19 protein-coding genes and 1 pseudogene are annotated in these 19,475 nt (G+C 42.1%); 15 read left to right on the forward strand and 5 right to left on the reverse strand.

The genetic code is table 11. The features are described 5' to 3' along the window. The first annotated feature begins 11 nt into the window (after nt 1-11). The 3 genes from ATS75_RS12835 to speD all read left to right on the forward strand — a co-directional run bounded on the left by ATS75_RS12835 (nt 12) and on the right by speD (nt 1,752). Nucleotides 12-359 (forward strand): DUF3802 family protein, encoded by a 348-nt coding sequence (locus tag ATS75_RS12835; RefSeq protein WP_058560821.1) that lies wholly within the window; start codon nt 12-14, stop codon nt 357-359. A gap of 79 nt (nt 360-438) precedes the next feature. After that, nucleotides 439-852: an OsmC family protein gene (locus ATS75_RS12840; RefSeq protein ID WP_058560822.1), complete on the forward strand. Its 414-nt coding sequence runs from the start codon at nt 439-441 to the stop codon at nt 850-852. 87 nt (nt 853-939) lie between these two features. Then, on the forward strand, nt 940-1,752 hold the full coding sequence (gene speD, locus ATS75_RS12845; RefSeq protein ID WP_058560823.1) for an adenosylmethionine decarboxylase: 813 nt from the start codon (nt 940-942) through the stop codon (nt 1,750-1,752). Nucleotides 1,753-2,245: 493 nt separating this feature from the next. On the opposite strand, the gene yiaY is transcribed toward speD, so the two are convergent. Then, nucleotides 2,246-3,394: an L-threonine dehydrogenase gene (gene yiaY, locus ATS75_RS12855; RefSeq protein ID WP_152996224.1), complete on the reverse strand. Its 1,149-nt coding sequence runs from the start codon at nt 3,392-3,394 to the stop codon at nt 2,246-2,248. A 163-nt stretch (nt 3,395-3,557) separates the two neighbouring features. Next, a pseudogene (locus ATS75_RS12860) lies at nt 3,558-3,770 on the reverse strand (VOC family protein); the annotation flags it as partial. 166 nt (nt 3,771-3,936) lie between these two features. Here ATS75_RS12860 and ATS75_RS12865 point away from each other — a divergent pair. Further along, on the forward strand, nt 3,937-5,418 hold the full coding sequence (locus ATS75_RS12865; protein WP_058560826.1) for a bifunctional ADP-dependent NAD(P)H-hydrate dehydratase/NAD(P)H-hydrate epimerase: 1,482 nt from the start codon (nt 3,937-3,939) through the stop codon (nt 5,416-5,418). A gap of 113 nt (nt 5,419-5,531) precedes the next feature. Here the strand turns inward: ATS75_RS12865 and groL are convergent, their stop codons facing one another. The 3 genes from groL to ATS75_RS12880 form a co-directional block, all read right to left on the reverse strand. Then, nucleotides 5,532-7,181, reverse strand: a complete 1,650-nt coding sequence (gene groL, locus ATS75_RS12870) for a chaperonin GroEL (RefSeq protein WP_058560827.1) — start codon at nt 7,179-7,181, stop codon at nt 5,532-5,534. Between the two features lie 47 nt (nt 7,182-7,228). Next, a complete protein-coding gene (locus ATS75_RS12875; protein WP_054204533.1) occupies nt 7,229-7,516 on the reverse strand; it encodes a co-chaperone GroES in 288 nt (95 codons plus the stop codon). A 151-nt stretch (nt 7,517-7,667) separates the two neighbouring features. After that, a complete protein-coding gene (locus tag ATS75_RS12880) occupies nt 7,668-8,144 on the reverse strand; it encodes an FxsA family protein (RefSeq protein WP_058560828.1) in 477 nt (158 codons plus the stop codon). A 161-nt stretch (nt 8,145-8,305) separates the two neighbouring features. On the opposite strand from ATS75_RS12880, the gene cutA reads away from it, so the two are divergent. From cutA to hflX, 11 genes are all read left to right on the forward strand, one after another. Further along, on the forward strand, nt 8,306-8,626 hold the full coding sequence (cutA, locus tag ATS75_RS12885; RefSeq protein WP_058560829.1) for a divalent-cation tolerance protein CutA: 321 nt from the start codon (nt 8,306-8,308) through the stop codon (nt 8,624-8,626). Further along, a complete protein-coding gene (locus ATS75_RS12890) occupies nt 8,626-10,455 on the forward strand; it encodes a protein-disulfide reductase DsbD (RefSeq protein ID WP_058560830.1) in 1,830 nt (609 codons plus the stop codon). The genes cutA and ATS75_RS12890 overlap by 1 nt, the downstream gene beginning before the upstream one ends. Nucleotides 10,456-10,681: 226 nt before the next feature. Beyond that, nucleotides 10,682-11,134, forward strand: a complete 453-nt coding sequence (aroQ, locus tag ATS75_RS12895) for a type II 3-dehydroquinate dehydratase (protein WP_058560831.1) — start codon at nt 10,682-10,684, stop codon at nt 11,132-11,134. 33 nt (nt 11,135-11,167) lie between these two features. Beyond that, nucleotides 11,168-11,632: an acetyl-CoA carboxylase biotin carboxyl carrier protein gene (gene accB / locus ATS75_RS12900; protein ID WP_058560832.1), complete on the forward strand. Its 465-nt coding sequence runs from the start codon at nt 11,168-11,170 to the stop codon at nt 11,630-11,632. A gap of 26 nt (nt 11,633-11,658) precedes the next feature. Then, the gene (gene accC, locus ATS75_RS12905) at nt 11,659-12,999 is read left to right on the forward strand and encodes an acetyl-CoA carboxylase biotin carboxylase subunit (RefSeq protein ID WP_058560833.1); all 1,341 of its coding nucleotides are present in this window, start codon (nt 11,659-11,661) and stop codon (nt 12,997-12,999) included. Nucleotides 13,000-13,146: 147 nt separating this feature from the next. Next, nucleotides 13,147-13,614, forward strand: coding sequence for a tRNA (adenosine(37)-N6)-threonylcarbamoyltransferase complex ATPase subunit type 1 TsaE (gene tsaE / locus ATS75_RS12910; RefSeq protein ID WP_058560981.1), 468 nt, complete (start codon nt 13,147-13,149; stop codon nt 13,612-13,614). A 69-nt stretch (nt 13,615-13,683) separates the two neighbouring features. Next, nucleotides 13,684-14,979 (forward strand): N-acetylmuramoyl-L-alanine amidase, encoded by a 1,296-nt coding sequence (locus ATS75_RS12915; protein ID WP_414858288.1) that lies wholly within the window; start codon nt 13,684-13,686, stop codon nt 14,977-14,979. A 15-nt stretch (nt 14,980-14,994) separates the two neighbouring features. Next, nucleotides 14,995-16,824, forward strand: coding sequence for a DNA mismatch repair endonuclease MutL (gene mutL, locus ATS75_RS12920; protein ID WP_058560835.1), 1,830 nt, complete (start codon nt 14,995-14,997; stop codon nt 16,822-16,824). Between the two features lie 10 nt (nt 16,825-16,834). Beyond that, entirely contained in the window at nt 16,835-17,752 is a 918-nt protein-coding gene (gene miaA, locus ATS75_RS12925) for a tRNA (adenosine(37)-N6)-dimethylallyltransferase MiaA (RefSeq protein WP_082665479.1), read from the forward strand. An 80-nt stretch (nt 17,753-17,832) separates the two neighbouring features. Beyond that, nucleotides 17,833-18,099: an RNA chaperone Hfq gene (gene hfq / locus ATS75_RS12930; RefSeq protein WP_058560837.1), complete on the forward strand. Its 267-nt coding sequence runs from the start codon at nt 17,833-17,835 to the stop codon at nt 18,097-18,099. A 16-nt stretch (nt 18,100-18,115) separates the two neighbouring features. Then, nucleotides 18,116-19,399, forward strand: coding sequence for a ribosome rescue GTPase HflX (gene hflX / locus ATS75_RS12935; RefSeq protein ID WP_058560838.1), 1,284 nt, complete (start codon nt 18,116-18,118; stop codon nt 19,397-19,399). Nucleotides 19,400-19,475 lie beyond the last annotated feature (76 nt).

The raw sequence follows: 19,475 nt of genomic DNA on the forward strand, positions 1-19,475 counted from the left end.
GTGTTTTAATTATGGTTTTAGATAGGCAAGGGTATGATGATCTCATCATGTATCTTACTCAAAATTTAGCGTTATTTGAGAAGCCCGGCGAAATAAAACCTGGCGCTCCTACGATAATGGAGTTAATAGAAGACGATATCGCTGAAAATGTCATGCTGTTATGCGAGCAACACAGCGAGCTATCAACAGAGCAGCGTGGCATGATCGTGCGTGAGGTTGATGGCATTGTGTATGATTTACAAGAAGTACTCAGTAGTGTTACTAGCAAACAGGTGACCATAGAGCAACACGCATTTATCGATGAATTTGCAGGATTAGTCAAAAATTTATTTGATAACGCTGTGGCTGAAGGGGCTTAAGTAAATTGGTTGTCGCTTTTTATTGCATATGCTTGTGACTTGCATACAATCAAGAAAATAATTTTTTCAGGTTACTTATATGCAAGCGAATGTAAAATGGGTTGAAGGCGATACATTTATTGGCCTTTCTAATTCTGGTCATAATGTTGTGTTTGATGCCGGCAGTGATAGTGCAGCGCCAAGTCCAATGGAAATGGTATTAATGTCAGCTGGATGTTGTTCATCAGTTGATGTGGTGAGTATTTTAAAAAAAACCAAACAAAACTTCTCAGATGTTCAAGTCCAGATGAACGCAGAGCGCGCTGAATCAGCTCCTCGCGTGTTCACCAAGATAAACCTACACTTTGTTGTCACTGGTGATAATGTCTCTGAGAAACACCTTGCACGTGCTGTAGAACTGTCTGCTGAAAAGTATTGCTCAGTTGCATTAATGCTTGATAAAACAGTAGAAATTACCCACAGTCATGAAGTTGTGCAACAACAGGTAAAATAACGCTTTTTCCCGTGGTGAAATTCGTATAAAATCCGCGAACTTTCATTCTGCTGTGGCAGATTTCACTCGTTTATAGGTTGGTTTATCATGAACAAACCCTTCGATAAAATTAAACTACATGGCTTTAATAACTTAACCAAAAGTTTGAGCTTTAGTATTTACGATATTTGCTACGCAAAGACCGAACAACAGCGTAAAGAATATATTGAATATATCGACGAACAGTATAATGCTGATCGACTAACCGATATTTTAGGTGAAGTGGTTGATATTATCGGCGCAAACATTCTTAATGTTTCTCGCCAAGATTATGATCCGCAAGGTGCCAGTGTCACAATATTGGTATCTGAGGAACCAATCGAACAACAGCAAACGTATGATGTTGACGAAACGCCTGGACCATTGCCTGACACTGTTGTTGCGCATTTAGATAAAAGCCATATCTGCGTTCACACGTATCCTGAAGCACACCCTGATGATGGTATTTGTACGTTCCGTGCTGATATCGAAGTGTCAACGTGTGGCATTATCTCGCCACTCAAAGCGTTGAACTTCTTAATTCACAGCTTGGATTCAGACGTGGTAACAATTGACTACCGTGTACGTGGTTTTACTCGTGACGTAGATGGTGTGAAACACTATATCGATCATGCTATTAATTCGATTCAGAATTACATGACTGAAGATACCAAAGAAGCGTACCAAATGATGGACGTGAACGTGTATCAAGAAAATCTATTTCACACTAAGATGATGCTAAAAGAGACGGATTTAAATACCTATCTATTTGGTGTGTCTACAGATGACTTATCTGACGACGAAGAAGAAGAAATTCGTTCTAAGTTAACCCGTGAGATGCAAGAGATCTTCTACGGCCGTAACTTACCAGATACAGAATAACCTAAGTGTTTTTAAAAACGGCGCATAACGAAAGTTACGCGCCGTTTTTGTTTGTGTAAGCTAATTAGAGTAACGTTAGCTAGGATATACAGGCTTTCGGCTATGAAAGTTTGTATAAAGTGCGCTCAGCGTCGCAGGTAAACTTGCCAGCAGGGTTTAGCGCCAAATAAAAAGCAAATACCAACGTCTAGCCAAACCGAACTTGCTACTAGTTGCCAACTATCAAGCTCAGTTGAGTGAAACAGTAAGGGTACTGTAATTAAAGCATGGACAAAGCAAATCAAAGCGGTGGTTGATAAGGCCGCTGTGGTTAAAGGCATTTTCCGTATTAAGCCCTTAGCTGAAAACGCATAGGCGCTAGTAAGTTAGTAAGTTAGTAAGTTAGTAAGTTAGTAAGTGTAAATAAACGTATTGATAACAGCACAAAAAAGGCCGCGTAAATCACGACCTTTTTATAGAGAAACTTTAAATGACTTACACTACATTAATGGCACTACATTGCAGCAGCAAATATCTCGACAATTTCTGCATGGGTAGCTTGTTTTGGGTTAGTAAATCCACAAGCATCTTTAAGGGCGTTATCTGCTAATAGATTGAAGTCATCTATTTTAACATCTAACAGAGCTAAACCTGATGGAATATCAACCGCTTGAGATAATTCAACAATCGCACTTATTGCCGCCTCAGCTGACTCTTCAGGGGTCATACGAGTAGTATCAACGCCCATTGCTTTAGCAACATCACCTAGTCTTTCAGGGCACACCTGCGCGTTATATCGTTGTACGTGCGGCAGCAAAATCGCATTACAAACCCCGTGAGGTAAATCGTAAAAGCCACCTAATTGATGGGCCATGGCGTGAACGTAACCTAAAGAAGCGTTATTAAACGCCATACCCGCCATAAACTGTGCATAAGCCATTTGTTCACGAGCATTTATATCATCACCCTGTGTAACCGCAGTGCGAAGGTTTGCTTGAATTAATTCAATCGCTTTAATCGCCACCGCATCAGTTACTGGCGTAGCGTTTATAGAAACGTAGGCTTCAATCGCATGAGTTAACGCATCCATCCCCGTGGCTGCGGTTAATGATGCGGGCTTTTCTAACATCAATTCGGGGTCATTTACTGAAATCATCGGTGTAGTATGCTTATCAACGATAGCCATTTTAATATGACGTTCTTCATCGGTAATAATACAGAATAATGTCATTTCCGAGGCCGTACCTGCGGTAGTATTTATGGCAATTAAGGGCAATTGTGATTTAGTAGAGCGGTTAACCCCTTCATAATCTTTAATTTCACCGCCGTTAGTCGCCAACAAAGCAATGCCCTTAGCACAATCATGCGGAGAGCCACCGCCTAGTGAAATAACAAAATCACAGTCATTTTGTTTTAATATCGCTAAGCCATCATTAACATTGCTTGTGGTAGGGTTAGGTTGAGTGCCATCAAAAACTAGCGTTTCAACATCACGTTCGGTTAATAATTTCTGAACTTTGCCTACAATACCAATGTTAACTAGCACCGAATCAGTAACAATTAAGCCTCTTTTAAAGCTTTTAGCCTGAATACTATCAACAGCTTCTTCAAGGCAGCCAATACCCATGAGGTTGATTGAAGGGATAAAAAATCCAGCCATTATAAAATCTCCATTAGTTAGAATAAATCCTTTATATAACTTATCCTAAAATAGAAGTAAGGCTTTGACTAAAATCAAACTTTATCATTATTTAACGAACCATGGCATAGTTTCATAATTCAGCGAAGTAAACTATATTTAACAATAGGTTGCTAAAATATAAAGCAGAGTCTAATTGCTGTGGCGTACTTGCTTGTGCCAGCAGCAAGTTAGTGCCATTCGAATTAGGTGGAGCGATTAGTACCCAACGTTTGCCATTACCAAGATTAGTATCTTCAATTAAATCGAATCTCAGTTTTTGAGTATAAAATGCGATGGCGTCATCGTAGTTTTCTACCACTAACGCGATGCTTCCTATGTGTTGTTTGATATTGTGCATTGACCTATCTTACAGATTAATAACTGTGTTTGGCTGTTCTATCACATAACAACAATTCATCAGAGGACAAAAGGCTGTGTAGAGTCGTTCATGGTTGATTTTACCAACCATTTGACTGCTATTGTTACCACTTATATGCTGGTAAAAAACATCATTAAGGTTCAGCATGCCAGCAAACTTATCTCAATCTGTATTTAGTGCCGAACAAGTACGCACACACGAACCTAGTGCGGCAGAGCAAAGCGCTGTGTCTATGTATACGCTGATGGAGCGTGCAGGTCAGGCAGTGTTTGAGCAGGCGATTAAGCATTACCCACACGCGCAAGATTATGTTGTTTTAGTTGGCGTTGGCAATAATGCGGGTGATGGCTATATTGTTGCAAGCTTGGCAAAACAAGCTGGCAAACACGTTACAGTGATTGCTGCGGCGCCAGATAAGCCTTTAACAGGCGATGCGCTTACAGCGCAAAAAGCATGGTTAGCCGTTGGTGGTGAAATATCAAATTATGACCCGCTAACAATAAAAACTGCAGACATTATTATTGATGGTTTGCTGGGCACAGGCCTTAAAAGTGAGGTGCGAGAGCCATTTACTAAAGTAATAAAAACGGCCAACGATAGTCCCGCGCCAATTATTGCGATTGACTTACCTTCGGGTATTAATGCTGACACCGGTGTTGTACAAGGTATTGCTATTCAAGCTGAGCTTTGTGTTACGTTTGTTGGCATAAAGCAAGGATTAGTGACGGGCGAGGGCAGAGCATATACTGGTAAATATGAATTTGCAGACTTAGGCGTTGGCCAAGCGTTTATCCAATTGGCAACGCCAAGCGCTGCGCTTATTAATTATGACACTACACAAGGTTTAGCTAAGCGGCAAAACAACAGCCATAAAGGCAGCCATGGCAAGTTACTGTGTATTGGCGGCAATGCAGGCACTGCCGGTGCAATAAGGTTAACTAGCGAGGCCGTGCTTCGTACAGGCGCAGGTATGGTTAAGGTATATACTCACCCAAATTCTGCATTGGCTATCAGTATGGGTCGCCCTGAATTGATGGTGACGACAACTAATCTTCACGCAGCATTAGAATGGGCAACATGTATCGCGATTGGCCCAGGGCTTGGCCAGGACTCATGGGCTAAATCCACCTTCGAAACGGTTATTCAACACTTTGTTGCCCACAATAAAGCAATGGTGGTCGACGCCGATGCATTAAACCTTATTGCTCAGCAATCAGCGCCTATTGCACTGAAAAACACGGTGTTCACACCGCATCCAGGCGAAGCCGCACGACTACTTGGTTGCGCCATTAGTAATATTGAATCAGATCGTTATCACAGTGCACGCAAATTGGCAGAAACATATTCAACGACCTGTGCACTCAAAGGGGCGGGCAGCATTATCACTGACGGCACTAAAGCGTGGGTATGCACTGATGGCAACCCCGCACTAGCGGTCGGCGGCAGCGGTGATGTACTCACTGGGGTTATTGCTGGTCTTATCGCACAAGGATTAACGGTTGAGCAAGCTGCGTGTTTTGGTGTGATCTTGCATGCAAAAGCTGGAGATATAGCTGCACAACGCGACGGCGAACGCGGTATGCTACCAAGTGATTTATTTACGATAGTCAGGGAATTGGTAAACTAAAGCCGTCAGATCAAGTTTCTGGTAGCTGACAACTTAAAACTGAAAGCTATAATACGCAAAAACCCAGCCGAAGCTGGGTTTTTATAAGCGAGGTGCTTAGAGGGTGATGTTTATCACATCATGCCGCCCATGCCGCCCATTCCGCCCATGCCACCCATATCAGGGGCACCAGCTGGCTCATCTTTAGGAATTTCAGCAACCATGGCTTCAGTGGTAATCATAAGACCCGCAATCGAACCTGCAAATTGTAGTGCAGAGCGCGTTACTTTAGTTGGATCTAGGATACCCATTTCAATCATGTCGTTGTATTCGCCAGATGCTGCGTTGTAACCGTAGTTACCTTCGCCGCCTTTTACTGCGTTAATGACTACAGACGCTTCGTCACCTGCGTTAGTTACGATTTGACGAAGTGGTGCTTCCATAGCACGTAGTGCGACTTTGATACCGTGGCTTTGGTCTTCGTTGTCGCCTACTAGTGCAGCTAGTTTGCTAGCAGCACGTACTAGTGCAACACCACCACCAGGCACTACGCCTTCTTCAACCGCTGCGCGAGTTGCGTGTAGTGCATCTTCTACGCGGTCTTTTTTCTCTTTCATTTCGATTTCAGTCGCTGCGCCAACTTTGATTACAGCAACACCGCCGGCAAGTTTTGCCATACGCTCTTGTAGTTTCTCTTTGTCGTAGTCAGACGTTGCTTCTTCGATTTGTGCTTTGATTTGTGAAACACGACCGTTGATGCCATCTTCTTCGCCAGCACCGTCGATGATCGTTGTATCATCTTTAGTGATTACTACGCGTTTAGCTGTACCTAAGTCTTCGATTGTTGCTTTTTCAAGCTCAAGACCGATTTCTTCAGAGATAACAGTACCGCCAGTTAATACTGCGATATCTTGTAGCATTGCTTTACGACGGTCGCCAAAACCAGGTGCTTTAACAGCTGATACTTTAACGATACCGCGCATGTTGTTGACTACTAGTGTTGCTAGTGCTTCACCTTCAAGGTCTTCAGCAATGATAAGTAGTGGCTTGCTTGCTTTAGCAACCGCTTCTAATGTAGGGAGTAACTCACGGATGTTAGAAACTTTTTTGTCTACAAGTAGAATGAATGGGTTATCTAGTTCAACCGCGCCTTTTTCAGCGTTGTTGATGAAATATGGCGATAGGTAACCACGGTCAAACTGCATGCCTTCTACAACATCAAGTTCGTTCTCAAGTGATTGACCTTCTTCAACAGTGATAACACCTGTATTACGGCCTACTTTTTCCATCGCTTGAGCAATGATGTCGCCAATCTCTTTATCAGAGTTAGCTGAAATAGTACCTACTTGAGCAATTGCTTTAGTATCAGCACATGGTACTGAAAGTTTTTTAAGCTCTGCAACTGCAGCGATGATTGCTTTATCAATACCGCGTTTAAGATCCATTGGGTTCATGCCCGCAGCAACAGCTTTTAGGCCTTCATTTACAATAGATTGTGCTAAAACAGTGGCGGTAGTTGTACCGTCACCGGCTGCATCATTTGCTTTAGATGCAACTTCTTTCACCATTTGTGCGCCCATGTTTTCAAACTTGTCTTCAAGTTCGATCTCTTTTGCCACTGATACACCATCTTTGGTGATCACTGGTGAGCCAAATGATTTGTCTAGGATTACGTTACGACCTTTAGGGCCTAAAGTTACACGAACTGCGTTTGCTAAGATGTTTACGCCAGCTAACATTTTACCGCGTGCGTCACCTGCAAAAAGTACTTCTTTTGCTGCCATGATTTTTTCCTCTAAATTCTTAAATGTTTGTTAAACGAAAAGTAGGTTTAGCCTACAATGCCTAAAATGTTGTCTTCACGCATGATCAGGTACTCTTGACCTTCGATCTTTTCAGCTTTTTCAACATATGAGCCGAATAACACAGTGTCACCGACTTTAACTTCTAATGCTCTTACATCACCGTTATCTAGAGTACGGCCATTACCAACAGCGACAACTTTACCGCGGGTTGATTTCTCAGCCGCAGAACCAGTTAATACTATACCGCCAGCTGATTTAGTTTCTTCTTCTAGGCGCTCAACGATCACGCGATCATGTAAAGGACGAATGTTCATTTGTTTAGTTCTCCTAACAGTTTCTGAACAGGACAGAAAAAAGTTTTGTGTGTACCAAGGCGATTAAATCGTAGTTGTTTAACTGCCTCGGATTAGTTGTACTCAATAATGGGGGTAATGCGCAAAAACCCAAGTGAAAAAAGTAAAAATTTTAATCTTTTCTCTCGTATTCACCATCAATTGTGGTTGGCTCACTCATTTTACGCGGTTCAGGCTCTTGCTGGGTCTGCTGCGCAAATGGCGAAGGGCCTTGCTGCATACCCGCGCTCATACGCACGGTTGCTTGACTAGCAAGGCCTGCGGCTAATTTATTGCGAATGGCAGGAGTTAATAATAAAAAGCCAAATACATCAGTCATAATGCCGGGTGTGACCAATAATACGCCCGCGATGATTACACATAAGCCGGTAAATAGTTCTTTGGCTGGCATTTGCCCTTGTGCCATTTGGGTTTGTACATTTTGTAATGCTCCCATACCTTGTTGTTTTACAAGTTTTGCGCCGATTATTGCGGTTAGAACCACTAATACAATCGTCGCAAATCCGCCAATGACATCGGCGACTTGAATCAGTAGTGCAATTTCAATGATTGGCACGAGAATAAATAACAAAAATAAAAATCTAAACATAAAGCTCTCTAAAGTGTACTCACGTTACATCGTGATGAAATATAAATATGGGTCATCAGGTCTTTTTTCAATAGTAATAGCACAGTGGGCGCTCATGGCTACACTTTGCTTTAGCTATCAGCTACTATGAGTTGGGCAAAACAATCAATTAAAGGTTCAATATGACGACTCATTTTCGACTTGTTTTTACCACTTGCGCTAATGCAAGTGAAGCACGTGCAATGGCGGAGCAATTAGTGACCCTTGGCCTGGCTGCATGCGTAAGTATTCTTCCAAACGTAGAGTCTGTATATATGTGGGAAGGTAAAGTGACGAACGCGACTGAATGCAAATTGTTAATCAAAACGAAGTCTGAAAAAATGAACCAGGTTATCCAAACTATTAAAAAATTACATAGTTATGAGGTACCCGAAATTCAAGTAGTAGATGTTTCAACGGGCAACTTAGCCTATTTTAATTGGATGGATGAGGTACTTAATTAATGCGTTTTTTTGTTTTCTTGGTGTGTGCGTTATGGCTACTACCAGCACACGCTACTACAAATGTATTGAATGATTTATTAAAGCCTACTGAGCAAACATTTTTACCTGTTGATCAAGCTTTCACTTTCGATTTTGACCAGCAGGGCAATACATTGTTTATTGGCTGGGATATAGCTCCAGGGTATTATCTTTATAAGAAAAAGCTCGAAATTATTGCAAAAGGTGCAGACATAAGAGTCCCTGACTTGGGTGAGGGCGTAGTTATTGAAGATGAGTTTTTTGGTAAAACCGAGGTCTTTTTTGATTCATTTAGCGTCATTAGCAAGGTATCTAATGTTGCCAAAGAGGGGCTTGTTAAAATTCGTTACCAAGGCTGCGCAGAGGCAGGGCTGTGTTACCCCCCTGAAATTATTACTATTCCATTAAGTGTCATTGCAGGTGAAAATACGACTCAGAATATGAATGGAAACGACACAACGAATGCATTTGCTGCATTAAATGTTGAGTCAACGCCGAGTAATAATTCTGATATAGAGCAAAGTGAGTCAGATAAAGCGCTAAATTTTACAGAAAAGCTCGCATCACAAGGTTTACTAACTAATTTAGCTATTTTCTTTTTAGTCGGAATTGGCTTGGCATTTACGCCTTGTGTATTTCCTATGTTTCCTATCTTGTCGAGCTTGATTGCAGGACAACAAAATCTCTCTACAAAGAAAGCGTTCGCACTGTCGTTTGTATACATTCAAGGCATGGCGGTCACCTACGCAGCATTAGGCCTTGTCGTGGCAGCGTTAGGTGGCCAAGTTCAAGGGTATTTACAACACCCATATGTACTTATTAGCTTTAGCTTATTGTTTGTATTGTTAGCCATGTCGATGTTTGGTTGGTACGAAATTAAGCTACCTAGTGGCATGATGAATAAACTAACGCAGGTGAGTAATAATCAAAAAGGCGGCAATTATATTGGCGTGTTTTTAATGGGGGTTTTATCGGGTTTGATAGCCTCACCCTGTACCACCGCGCCGTTATCCGCAGCACTGTTATTTGTTGCGCAAAGCGGTGATTATTTAGTGGGTGGTTTAACTTTATATGTATTGAGCTTGGGCATGGGGATTCCTCTATTATTACTCGGCACATCAGGCGGGAAGTTATTACCTAAAGCGGGCGGTTGGATGGAGCAAGTTAAAACGCTGTTCGGTTTCATTATGTTAGTTGTACCGCTAATTCTACTTGAGCGTATTGTGGATTTTGAGATTATTCTACTTATGGCAGGCTTACTCGCATTAGCGACAGCACTGTATTTACATTATTGGCAAAGCGGTCAAAGCCAAGGCAAGCTCAAAACAGCATTATGGTTTGTTGCCACTTTACTTGTTATTACAGGCGCGAGTTTGACTAAAAACTACTTTTGGCCAACACCTACGTTGGCAGCCTCTACTGAGCAGCAGGCACAAAAGCAAGAGTTTAAATTAGTCGCTAACTTAGCTGAACTTAAGCAAGCCATCGCAGAGGCGAATGATGAAGGTCGGCTGGTGATGGTGGATCTGTATGCTGAATGGTGTGCTGCGTGTAAAGAGTTTGAAAAATACACCTTCCCTGAACAAAATGTGCAAGCCGAGTTTGCTCATTTTGAGTTATTAAAGATTGATCTTACTGAAAGTGATGAAACGACTATTGAAGTAATGGAAGAATATACGGTATTTGGTTTGCCAAGTATTTTGTTCTTTAATACGCAAGGTGAAGAGCTCGCAGAGCTACGTGTGACTGGCTTTTTAAATGCGGAAGACTTTACTGAACGGTTAATAAACATTCGTCAACGTGCTAAATAAACACTTTTTGCACATTCATATAAAGCGCCACTCATTGTAGTGGCGTTTTTTGTTTCTAGGGCGTGCCTAGTCATTAGACCAGTATTTTGCTGCTATTTACATCGAACTGACTATAATAGGTGGTTAACGTGAGAAATACTTGTTATTTTATGTTTAACCTCAGAGTAAATGTTGAGGTTTATAGTAAAAATAGCTTAACTCATTATTTATAGGATTATCGCGTATTATGGCTGCAAAATTTAAGGTTTTTGTTATAAATGGCCCTAACTTAAATATGCTTGGTAAGCGTGAGCCAGAGAAATATGGTTCACAAACACTGGGTGAGATTATGAGCGAACTAACAACCGTCGCGCAGAGTCTAGATGTTGAGTTAACGCATTTTCAAAGTAATAGTGAGCAAGCTTTGATTGAGCACATACATGGTGCTTGGCAAGCTATTGATTGCATTATTATCAACCCAGCAGCATTTACGCATACAAGCGTAGCTTTACGTGATGCATTACTGAGTGTTGATATCCCGTTTTATGAAGTGCACTTAACCAATGTGTATGCACGGGAAGCGTTTCGTCATCATTCGTATTTTTCGGATGTCGCACAAGGCGTGATATGTGGATTAGGTGCAATGGGTTATCGCGCAGCATTAAGTGCCGCGGTTAGTCGGTTGCAAAACGCAAATTAATTTTAAACACACAAACTAGAAGGCGGGTCGTTCATGGATATTCGCAAGATCAAAAAACTAATTGAACTAGTAGAAGAATCAGGTATTGCTGAATTAGAGATCACTGAAGGTGAAGAATCAGTACGTATTAACCGTAATAACATGAGTGCAGGCCCTGCTTACGCTCCACAGTATGCACCACAATATGCACCAGCTCCAGCAGCGGCTCCTGTAGCAGCTACGCCAGCAGCACCAACTGAAGCAGCAGCGCCAGCAGCACCTACAGGTCATCAAGTATTGTCGCCAATGGTTGGTTCTTTCTATGCAGCGGCATCACCCGAAGCGCCTGCCTATGTTGAAGTCGGTTCTAAAGTGAATGTAGGTGACACACTTTGTATCATCGAAGCTATGAAAATGATGAACCAAATTGAATCAGACAAAGCCGGTACAGTAAAAGCTATTTTAGTTGAAAATGGTGAGCCAGTAGAATTTGATCAACCTTTATTCATCATTGAATAATAGCGCAACCTTAGAGGCCAACTCTCATGTTAGATAAAGTAGTCATTGCAAATCGAGGTGAAATAGCACTTCGTATATTGCGCGCCTGCAAAGAGCTTGGGATCAAAACGGTTGCTGTGCATTCAACGGCGGATCGCGATCTTAAGCACGTACTATTAGCAGATGAAACCATATGTATTGGTAGACCATCAGCGACTGAAAGTTACTTAGATATTCCGCGCATTATTGCCGCGGCAGAAGTAACCGACGCAGTTGCGATTCACCCAGGTTATGGTTTCCTTGCTGAAAATGCTGACTTTGCAGACCAAGTTGAGCAAAGTGGTTTTGTTTTTATCGGTCCAAAAGGCGATACAATTCGTTTGATGGGCGATAAAGTATCGGCAATCAGTGCGATGCGTAAAGCAGGTGTACCGTGTGTTCCAGGTTCTGACGGTCCAGTATCAGATGACAAAGAACGCAATATGCAAATTGCTAAGCGTATCGGCTACCCGGTAATCATCAAAGCTGCTGGCGGCGGTGGTGGTCGTGGTATGCGTGTTGTACGCAGCGAAGCTGAACTTATTGATTCAATTGCGCTGACGCAACAAGAAGCAAAGCAGTTTTTCGGTAATAGTATGGTTTACATGGAAAAATTCCTTGAAAACCCTCGTCATATCGAAATTCAAGTATTGGCTGATGGTCAAGGCAATGCGGTTCACTTAGGTGAGCGTGATTGTTCAATGCAACGTCGTCATCAAAAAGTAGTTGAAGAAGCGCCAGCGCCAGGTATTACGGCTGAAGTGCGCAAGTTCATTGGTGAACGCTGTACACGTGCGTGTATCGAAATTGGTTATCGCGGTGCGGGTACGTTTGAATTTTTATATGAGAACGGCGAGTTCTATTTCATTGAAATGAATACGCGTATTCAGGTTGAACACCCTGTCACTGAAATGGTTACTGGTGTTGATTTAATTAAAGAGCAGTTAAAAATTGCTGCCGGTCAACCGTTGTCATTCACACAAGATGATGTGGTCATTCGTGGCCATGCTATCGAATGTCGTATTAATGCTGAAGACCCTGAAACGTTTATTCCATCTCCGGGTAAAATTACACGTTTTCATCCTGCAGGTGGTTTAGGTATACGTTGGGATAGCCATATTTATGCTGACTACAAAGTACCACCACATTATGATTCAATGATTGGTAAGCTAATCACGTATGGTGAGAATCGTGATGTTGCTATTGCACGTGCTCGTAATGCATTGAATGAGCTAGTAATTGATGGCATTAAAACAAATACGCCTTTGCATAAACGTATTCTAGCCGATGAAAACTTCCAAAACGGTGGCACTAACATCCACTATCTTGAGAAGAAATTAGGCTTATAAACGTGTTATAACCGTTTATTAGTAAAAAAACCGGCAACTTTGCCGGTTTTTTTGTGTCTGAAATTCAATAAGATCGGCGCGCTCGCCATACAAAAATAATCTGGTATGATTAAGGGTGTTGTTTTATATATTTTTCATGAGGTAGTAATGGCCCAAAGTGTTGGTTTTCAACTTGCTGATGAAGCAGCGACAGTTGCAATGGGTAATAAGCTTGCTAATTTAATAGAGCAGGGCGCCGTCATCTATTTACACGGTGATTTGGGTGCAGGGAAAACTACATTAACGCGCGGTATCGTGCAAGGATTTGGTCATCAAGGTAAAGTAAAAAGTCCAACCTATACATTAGTTGAACCTTACGAGCTTGCAAATACTCATGTTTACCACTTTGATCTGTATCGTTTAGGAGACCCAGAAGAGCTTGAGTTTATGGGGATCCGCGATTATTTTTCACCAACAGCGATTTGTGTTGTTGAATGGCCTGAAAAAGGTGGTGAGTTTATTCCTACACCGGATTTAGATATTACAATGCGCTATGTTGGCGAAGCGAGAGAGATTGAAATTCACAGTGTTAGCGAGCGTGGCAAGGCAATTACTGCAAAGTTAAATCAAAAATAAACAAAAGGTGTAATGGGTCTAATGAATCGAGTTGTAGTTTATTGGGTGTGTGTTTGTTTGCTCAGTGTGATGAGCTTTGGGATTGCCGCACAAAATGCGATTAACAGTGTGCGCGTTTGGCCATCTCCAGATAGCACCCGTGTGGTATTTGATCTAAACGACAAACCTGACTTCAGCTATTTCATGCTTAAGAGCCCTTTGCGTCTCGTTGTCGACCTTGAAAACACAGACAAAATTAAGTACTTACCCAGCATTCCCACTAAACATCAAATTGTGAGTAAGCTACGCTACTCTAAGGCTAAAAACCGTAAAGGCGTTCGCTTTGTTTTTGAATTAAAGGGGGCAGTGAAACCTGTGCTCTTTGCTTTGGCGCCAACGGGTCCTTATAAAAACCGTTTAGTTGTTGATTTGTATAATAAAGAACAAGCTAAACCAGCCGTAAAAACCAGCAATACTGCCGTTAAAAAGCGAGAGCTTAATAAAGCACGCGATATTGTGATTGCTATTGATGCAGGTCATGGTGGCGAAGATCCAGGCTCGATAGGGCCATCAGGCACCTATGAGAAAACGATTACATTGCAAATAGCAAAACGTTTAGAACGGATGATTGATGCCGAAAAAGGCATGATTTCGAGAATGGTTCGCCGAGGTGATTACTTTGTTAATTTGAACACCCGAACGAGTCGTGCACGCGAGAAAAAAGCAGACTTTTTTGTATCAATCCATGCTGATGCATTTACCAGCCCCCAGCCAAGTGGGGCATCTGTATGGGTATTGTCGCTGCGCCGTGCCAACTCTGAAATAGGTAAATGGCTTGAGGATAAAGAAAAACATTCAGAGCTCCTAGGCGGAGCTGCTGGCGTGATAAAAAATACTGCCAGCGAGAAGTACTTAGCACAAGCATTACTTGATATGTCGATGGACCACTCAATGAAAACAGGTTTTAGCGTTGCAGAAGAAGTGATGTATGAACTAAAAAAAGTGGCCAAAATGCATAAAAAACGACCACAAGCGGCAAGCTTTGGTGTATTAAAATCGCCCGATATTCCGTCAATTTTGGTTGAAACGGGGTTCATTTCTAATCCACGCGAAGAGCGTTTATTGAAAACAGCCGATTATCAAGAACGGCTCGCTAAAGCCATTTTTACTTCGTTGAAAAATTATTACCTAAAAAACCCACCGGATGACTCGTTATTTGCATCATTAAAATCACAACAGCCGACCACACATAAAGTCCGCTCTGGGGAGTCATTAAGCTTACTTGCAAGTCGCTATGGGGTGAGTGTGAATAAATTAAAACGCGTAAACAAACTCAAATCAAACACCTTATTTATCGGCCAAGAGCTGAATATTCCGCAAAGCTAATTCGTTAGGAACAGTATGAGTATTGAAATTTTACCCGCGCGATTAGCTAACCAAATTGCAGCCGGTGAAGTCGTTGAAAGACCAGCGTCTGTTGTTAAAGAGTTGGTTGAGAACAGCTTAGATGCAGGGGCTACACGTATACAAATAGATATTGAGCGGGGTGGTCATAAACTCATTCGCATTCGTGATAATGGCTCAGGTATTAATAAAGACGAACTGACACTAGCGCTGTCGCGTCATGCTACGAGTAAATTAAAATCACTGGATGATTTAGAAAATATTTGTTCATTGGGTTTTCGTGGTGAAGCCTTAGCATCAATAAGTTCAGTGTCTCGGTTGACGCTTAGTTCGAAGACTAAAGCGCAAGAGGCCGCGTGGCAAGCTTGTGCTGAAGGCCGCGATATGGCAGTGCAGATTAAGCCAACAGCTCACCCTGATGGCACTACCATTGAAGTCAAAGATTTGTTTTTTAATACACCTGCTAGGCGCAAATTTTTACGCACCGAAAAAACCGAGTTTAATCATATTGATGAACTAATAAAGCGAATTGCATTGAGTCGCTTTGATGTATCAATTACCTTAACGCATAACGCTAAAGTTGTGCGCCAGTACCGTGCTAAAACTGATCCTGCTCAAGCGATTACCCGGGTGTCGCAAGTGGCGGGTAAAGCGTTTGCAGAACAAGGCTTATATATTGAATCTGGAGATACTGGTTTACAATTACACGGATGGGTGTTGCCTGTAGGGTCAACGAATACGATTCAATATACCTATGTAAATAATCGCATGATGCGCGATAAGCTCATTCTTCACGCTATTCGACAAGCGTTTGAAGAAGTTGCAGGTCAAGAAGAGCTTCCTGGATTTGTCATATACATTGATATTGACCCACGGCAAGTGGATGTCAATGTGCACCCGGCAAAGCATGAAGTACGTTTTCATCAAGGCCGCTTAGTGCATGACTTTATTTTACAAGCGGTCAAACAAGTTGTGGTACCGTTACAAGATGATTTTTCACATTTAAATACACCAGGCAGTGACCGCTATTCGCCTGCAGTTGACCCACATGAGCAGCAAAGAGATGTATTTGATTATCCAAAAACACCTTTGCAGCCAAGCACGGGGAGTGGTTATACGGGGGGAACGTCAGGGGATGCTCGCTCAGCTTCAATGGGAGGGCGAACCCCTGAAGCAAAAGAGAGCAAAACCACTTTCCACGACGTAAATTCATTTTACCAGGGAGTGAGTGAGCAACATGCCGCACATTTTGATCGAGCCGTAGCCCCTGCCTTAGATCAAACGCCAGTGGTTGCGAGCACAGTCAATGCTACCTCGTTACTGGTGCAGCAGGACGGGAGTTGTGTATTTAGCGAGCAGCAGCAGGTGTATTGTTCCCACTTCAAATATGCATTGGTTGATCATTGGCAGCAGTTGATTAGTGAGCATGCAAGTCTTGAAGGTAAGGCTTTACTATTACCAGTTCGGATTAATTTAGCCAAAGAGGATTTAAACAATCTAACTGAACAGCAATCATGGTTTACACTATTAGGGTTTGAGCTGGTTATAGAAAAACAGTTTGTGATGGTAAAAAAATTACCGTGTAGCTTGTATTTACTCGATGTTAATCAGGCGCTTGAATTTTTACTGCAAGCATGTAAAAACCAATTTGAAAACCTAGAAAGCTGGTTGAAATGGCAACGAAGCCATGTTCCTGAGCGCTACTTCACGAGCAATGCTTTTGCAGCTGAGTTATTACAAATGAAAAATAATCCGCAAACAATTCAGCGTTTGCGATCAAAAGCGGTTAAAATAGACTTACATCACTATTTAACACAGCTAGATTAGGGTCAACGCGTTGAGTAATTTACCGGTCATATTTTTAATGGGTCCAACAGCCGCAGGCAAAACTGCACTGGCTATTGAGCTTTGTCAGCATTTAAAAACCGAAATAATCAGCGTTGATTCAGCCTTAGTGTATAAAGATATGAATATTGGTACAGCAAAACCTGATGCACAAGAACTGGCATTGGCGCCGCACCACCTTATTGACATTATTGATCCTGCACAAAGTTACTCTGTCGCTGACTTTCGCCGTGATGCGATTGAAAAAATTGATCAATTTCATAAACAAGGTAAAGTACCCGTGCTTGTTGGCGGTACAATGATGTACTTTAAATCGTTGATTGACGGTTTATCGCCGCTGCCTGAGGCTTGCCCTAATGTGCGTGCTGAGCTTGAAGCCCAGGCAAATCAGCATGGTTGGCCTGCACTTTATAAAGAGCTTGCAGAGGTAGACCCACAAGCAGCAGAAAAAATGAGTGAAAATGATTCGCAGCGCATTAATCGTGCCTTAGAAGTGTATCGTTTAACAGGTAAAACAATGACTGAGCTGCAAAAAGAAAAACAGCCCAAATTACCTTATACGTTTCATCAATTTGCAATTGCACCCGATGATCGCGCTGATTTACATGAACGTATAGCACATAGGTTCAAAATAATGCTTGATGAGGGGTTTGAAAAAGAAGTTTCATCCCTATATCAACGTAAGGATTTACACCCAAACTTACCCTCAATTCGTTGTGTAGGGTATAGACAAATGTGGGATTACATTGCTGGCGAGACAAACTATGATGACATGGTGTTTCGCGGTATTGCAGCCACTCGACAACTTGCTAAACGTCAGTTGACTTGGTTGAGAAGCTGGCCTGAGGTAACTTGGTTAACGACCGGTGATGAAGAAAACTTGCAACGTGTTGTAAGTTCGCTAAGCTAGTAGTAGTTGAATGTTTTTTAGCTTTGTTAAATGAGTTCAGCCACTTAATTATAATAACACCTAGAACGAAGGATAATAACATGGCAAAAGGCCAATCGTTACAAGACCCATTTTTGAATGCGTTACGTCGTGAGCGTATTCCAGTATCAATCTTTTTGGTTAATGGCATCAAACTACAAGGTAAGATCCAGTCTTTTGACCAATTTGTAATTTTACTAGAAAACACAGTAAATCAAATGGTGTATAAACACGCTATTTCTACAGTAGTCCCTGCTCGCGCAGTTAACTTCCAAGGTGTACAAGGAAGTGAAGAGGGTGATGAGCAGCCAGAACCTGGAAATTTTTAAATTAGGAGCGTAATGCTTGTTTGACCGTTATAAAGCCGGCGAACAGGCAGTCTTAGTCCATATTGACTTTCCTCAAGAAGGAGATCGTGAAGATCTTCATGAGCTGGAAATGTTAGTATCTTCTGCTGGTGTTAGCAGTTTGGCGGTTGTGCAAGGCAGCCGTCAATCACCACATCCGAAACTATTCGTCGGTAGCGGTAAAGCAGAAGAGATTGCTGAGATTGTCAAAATCCACAATGCAGATGTCGTCATATTTAATCACCAACTCAGACCCTCTCAAGAGCGTAATTTAGAGCTTGTTTGCCAGTGTCGAGTGCTTGATAGAACGACCCTGATACTTGATATTTTTGCTCAACGAGCGCGTACTCATGAAGGTAAGCTGCAAGTTGAGTTGGCACAATTGCGTCACATGTCGACTCGTTTAATACGCGGTTGGACCCACCTTGAACGCCAAAAAGGCGGTATTGGTCTTCGCGGACCCGGAGAAACACAGCTTGAAACGGATAGACGTTTATTACGTGCCCGCATTCAAAGTATCCGTGCGCGCCTAGACAAAGTAGCCGTGCAGCGTGAGCAAGGGCGTCGTGCACGAAACCGAAATGAAATTCCAACAGTCTCTTTAGTTGGCTATACCAACGCAGGTAAATCGACTCTATTTAATCGTATTACGAATTCAGATGTTTATGCTGCCGATCAGCTGTTCGCAACTCTGGACCCGACATTACGCAAGCTTGAAATAGGCGATGTAGGTTCAGTTATTCTTGCTGATACGGTTGGTTTTATTCGTCATTTACCTCATGACTTAGTCGCTGCGTTCAAAGCGACGCTGACTGAAACACGTGAAGCTGATTTACAATTACATGTTGTTGATGTGGCAGATGCACGTCGCAAAGAAAATATAGAACAGGTACAATCGGTTTTAAAAGAGATTGAGGCCGATGAAGTGCCGCAATTACTCGTTTATAATAAAATTGATGCGCTGGAAGATGTTGCGCCTCGAATTGATCGTGATGACGAAGGCATGCCTATAAGAGTATGGTTGTCAGCTCAAAGTGGCCTAGGCTGCGAATTACTATCAGAGGCAATAAGTGAGCTGCTTGCGAAAAAGATGTTCGCACATACACTTAAGCTTGCACCGCAATATGGGCGCTTGCGTGCTTCATTGTTTAGTTTAAACGCTGTACATGAAGAAGATTTTGATGAACACGGGCAGTGGTTGTTGACCACACGTATGCCAATGGTTGAATGGAACAAACTGAAGAAAGAGTTTGGACCGGAGATTGATTCATTTATTTTATAAAAGTAAAAATTTACTGTACGTCGTCGTTTTTAGTATGAGAATGGCGGTATATTTGGTAGATTTGATACAATTACCT

It is taken from the genome of Pseudoalteromonas sp. H105 (assembly GCF_001469215.1).
Taxonomy (GTDB): domain Bacteria; phylum Pseudomonadota; class Gammaproteobacteria; order Enterobacterales; family Alteromonadaceae; genus Pseudoalteromonas.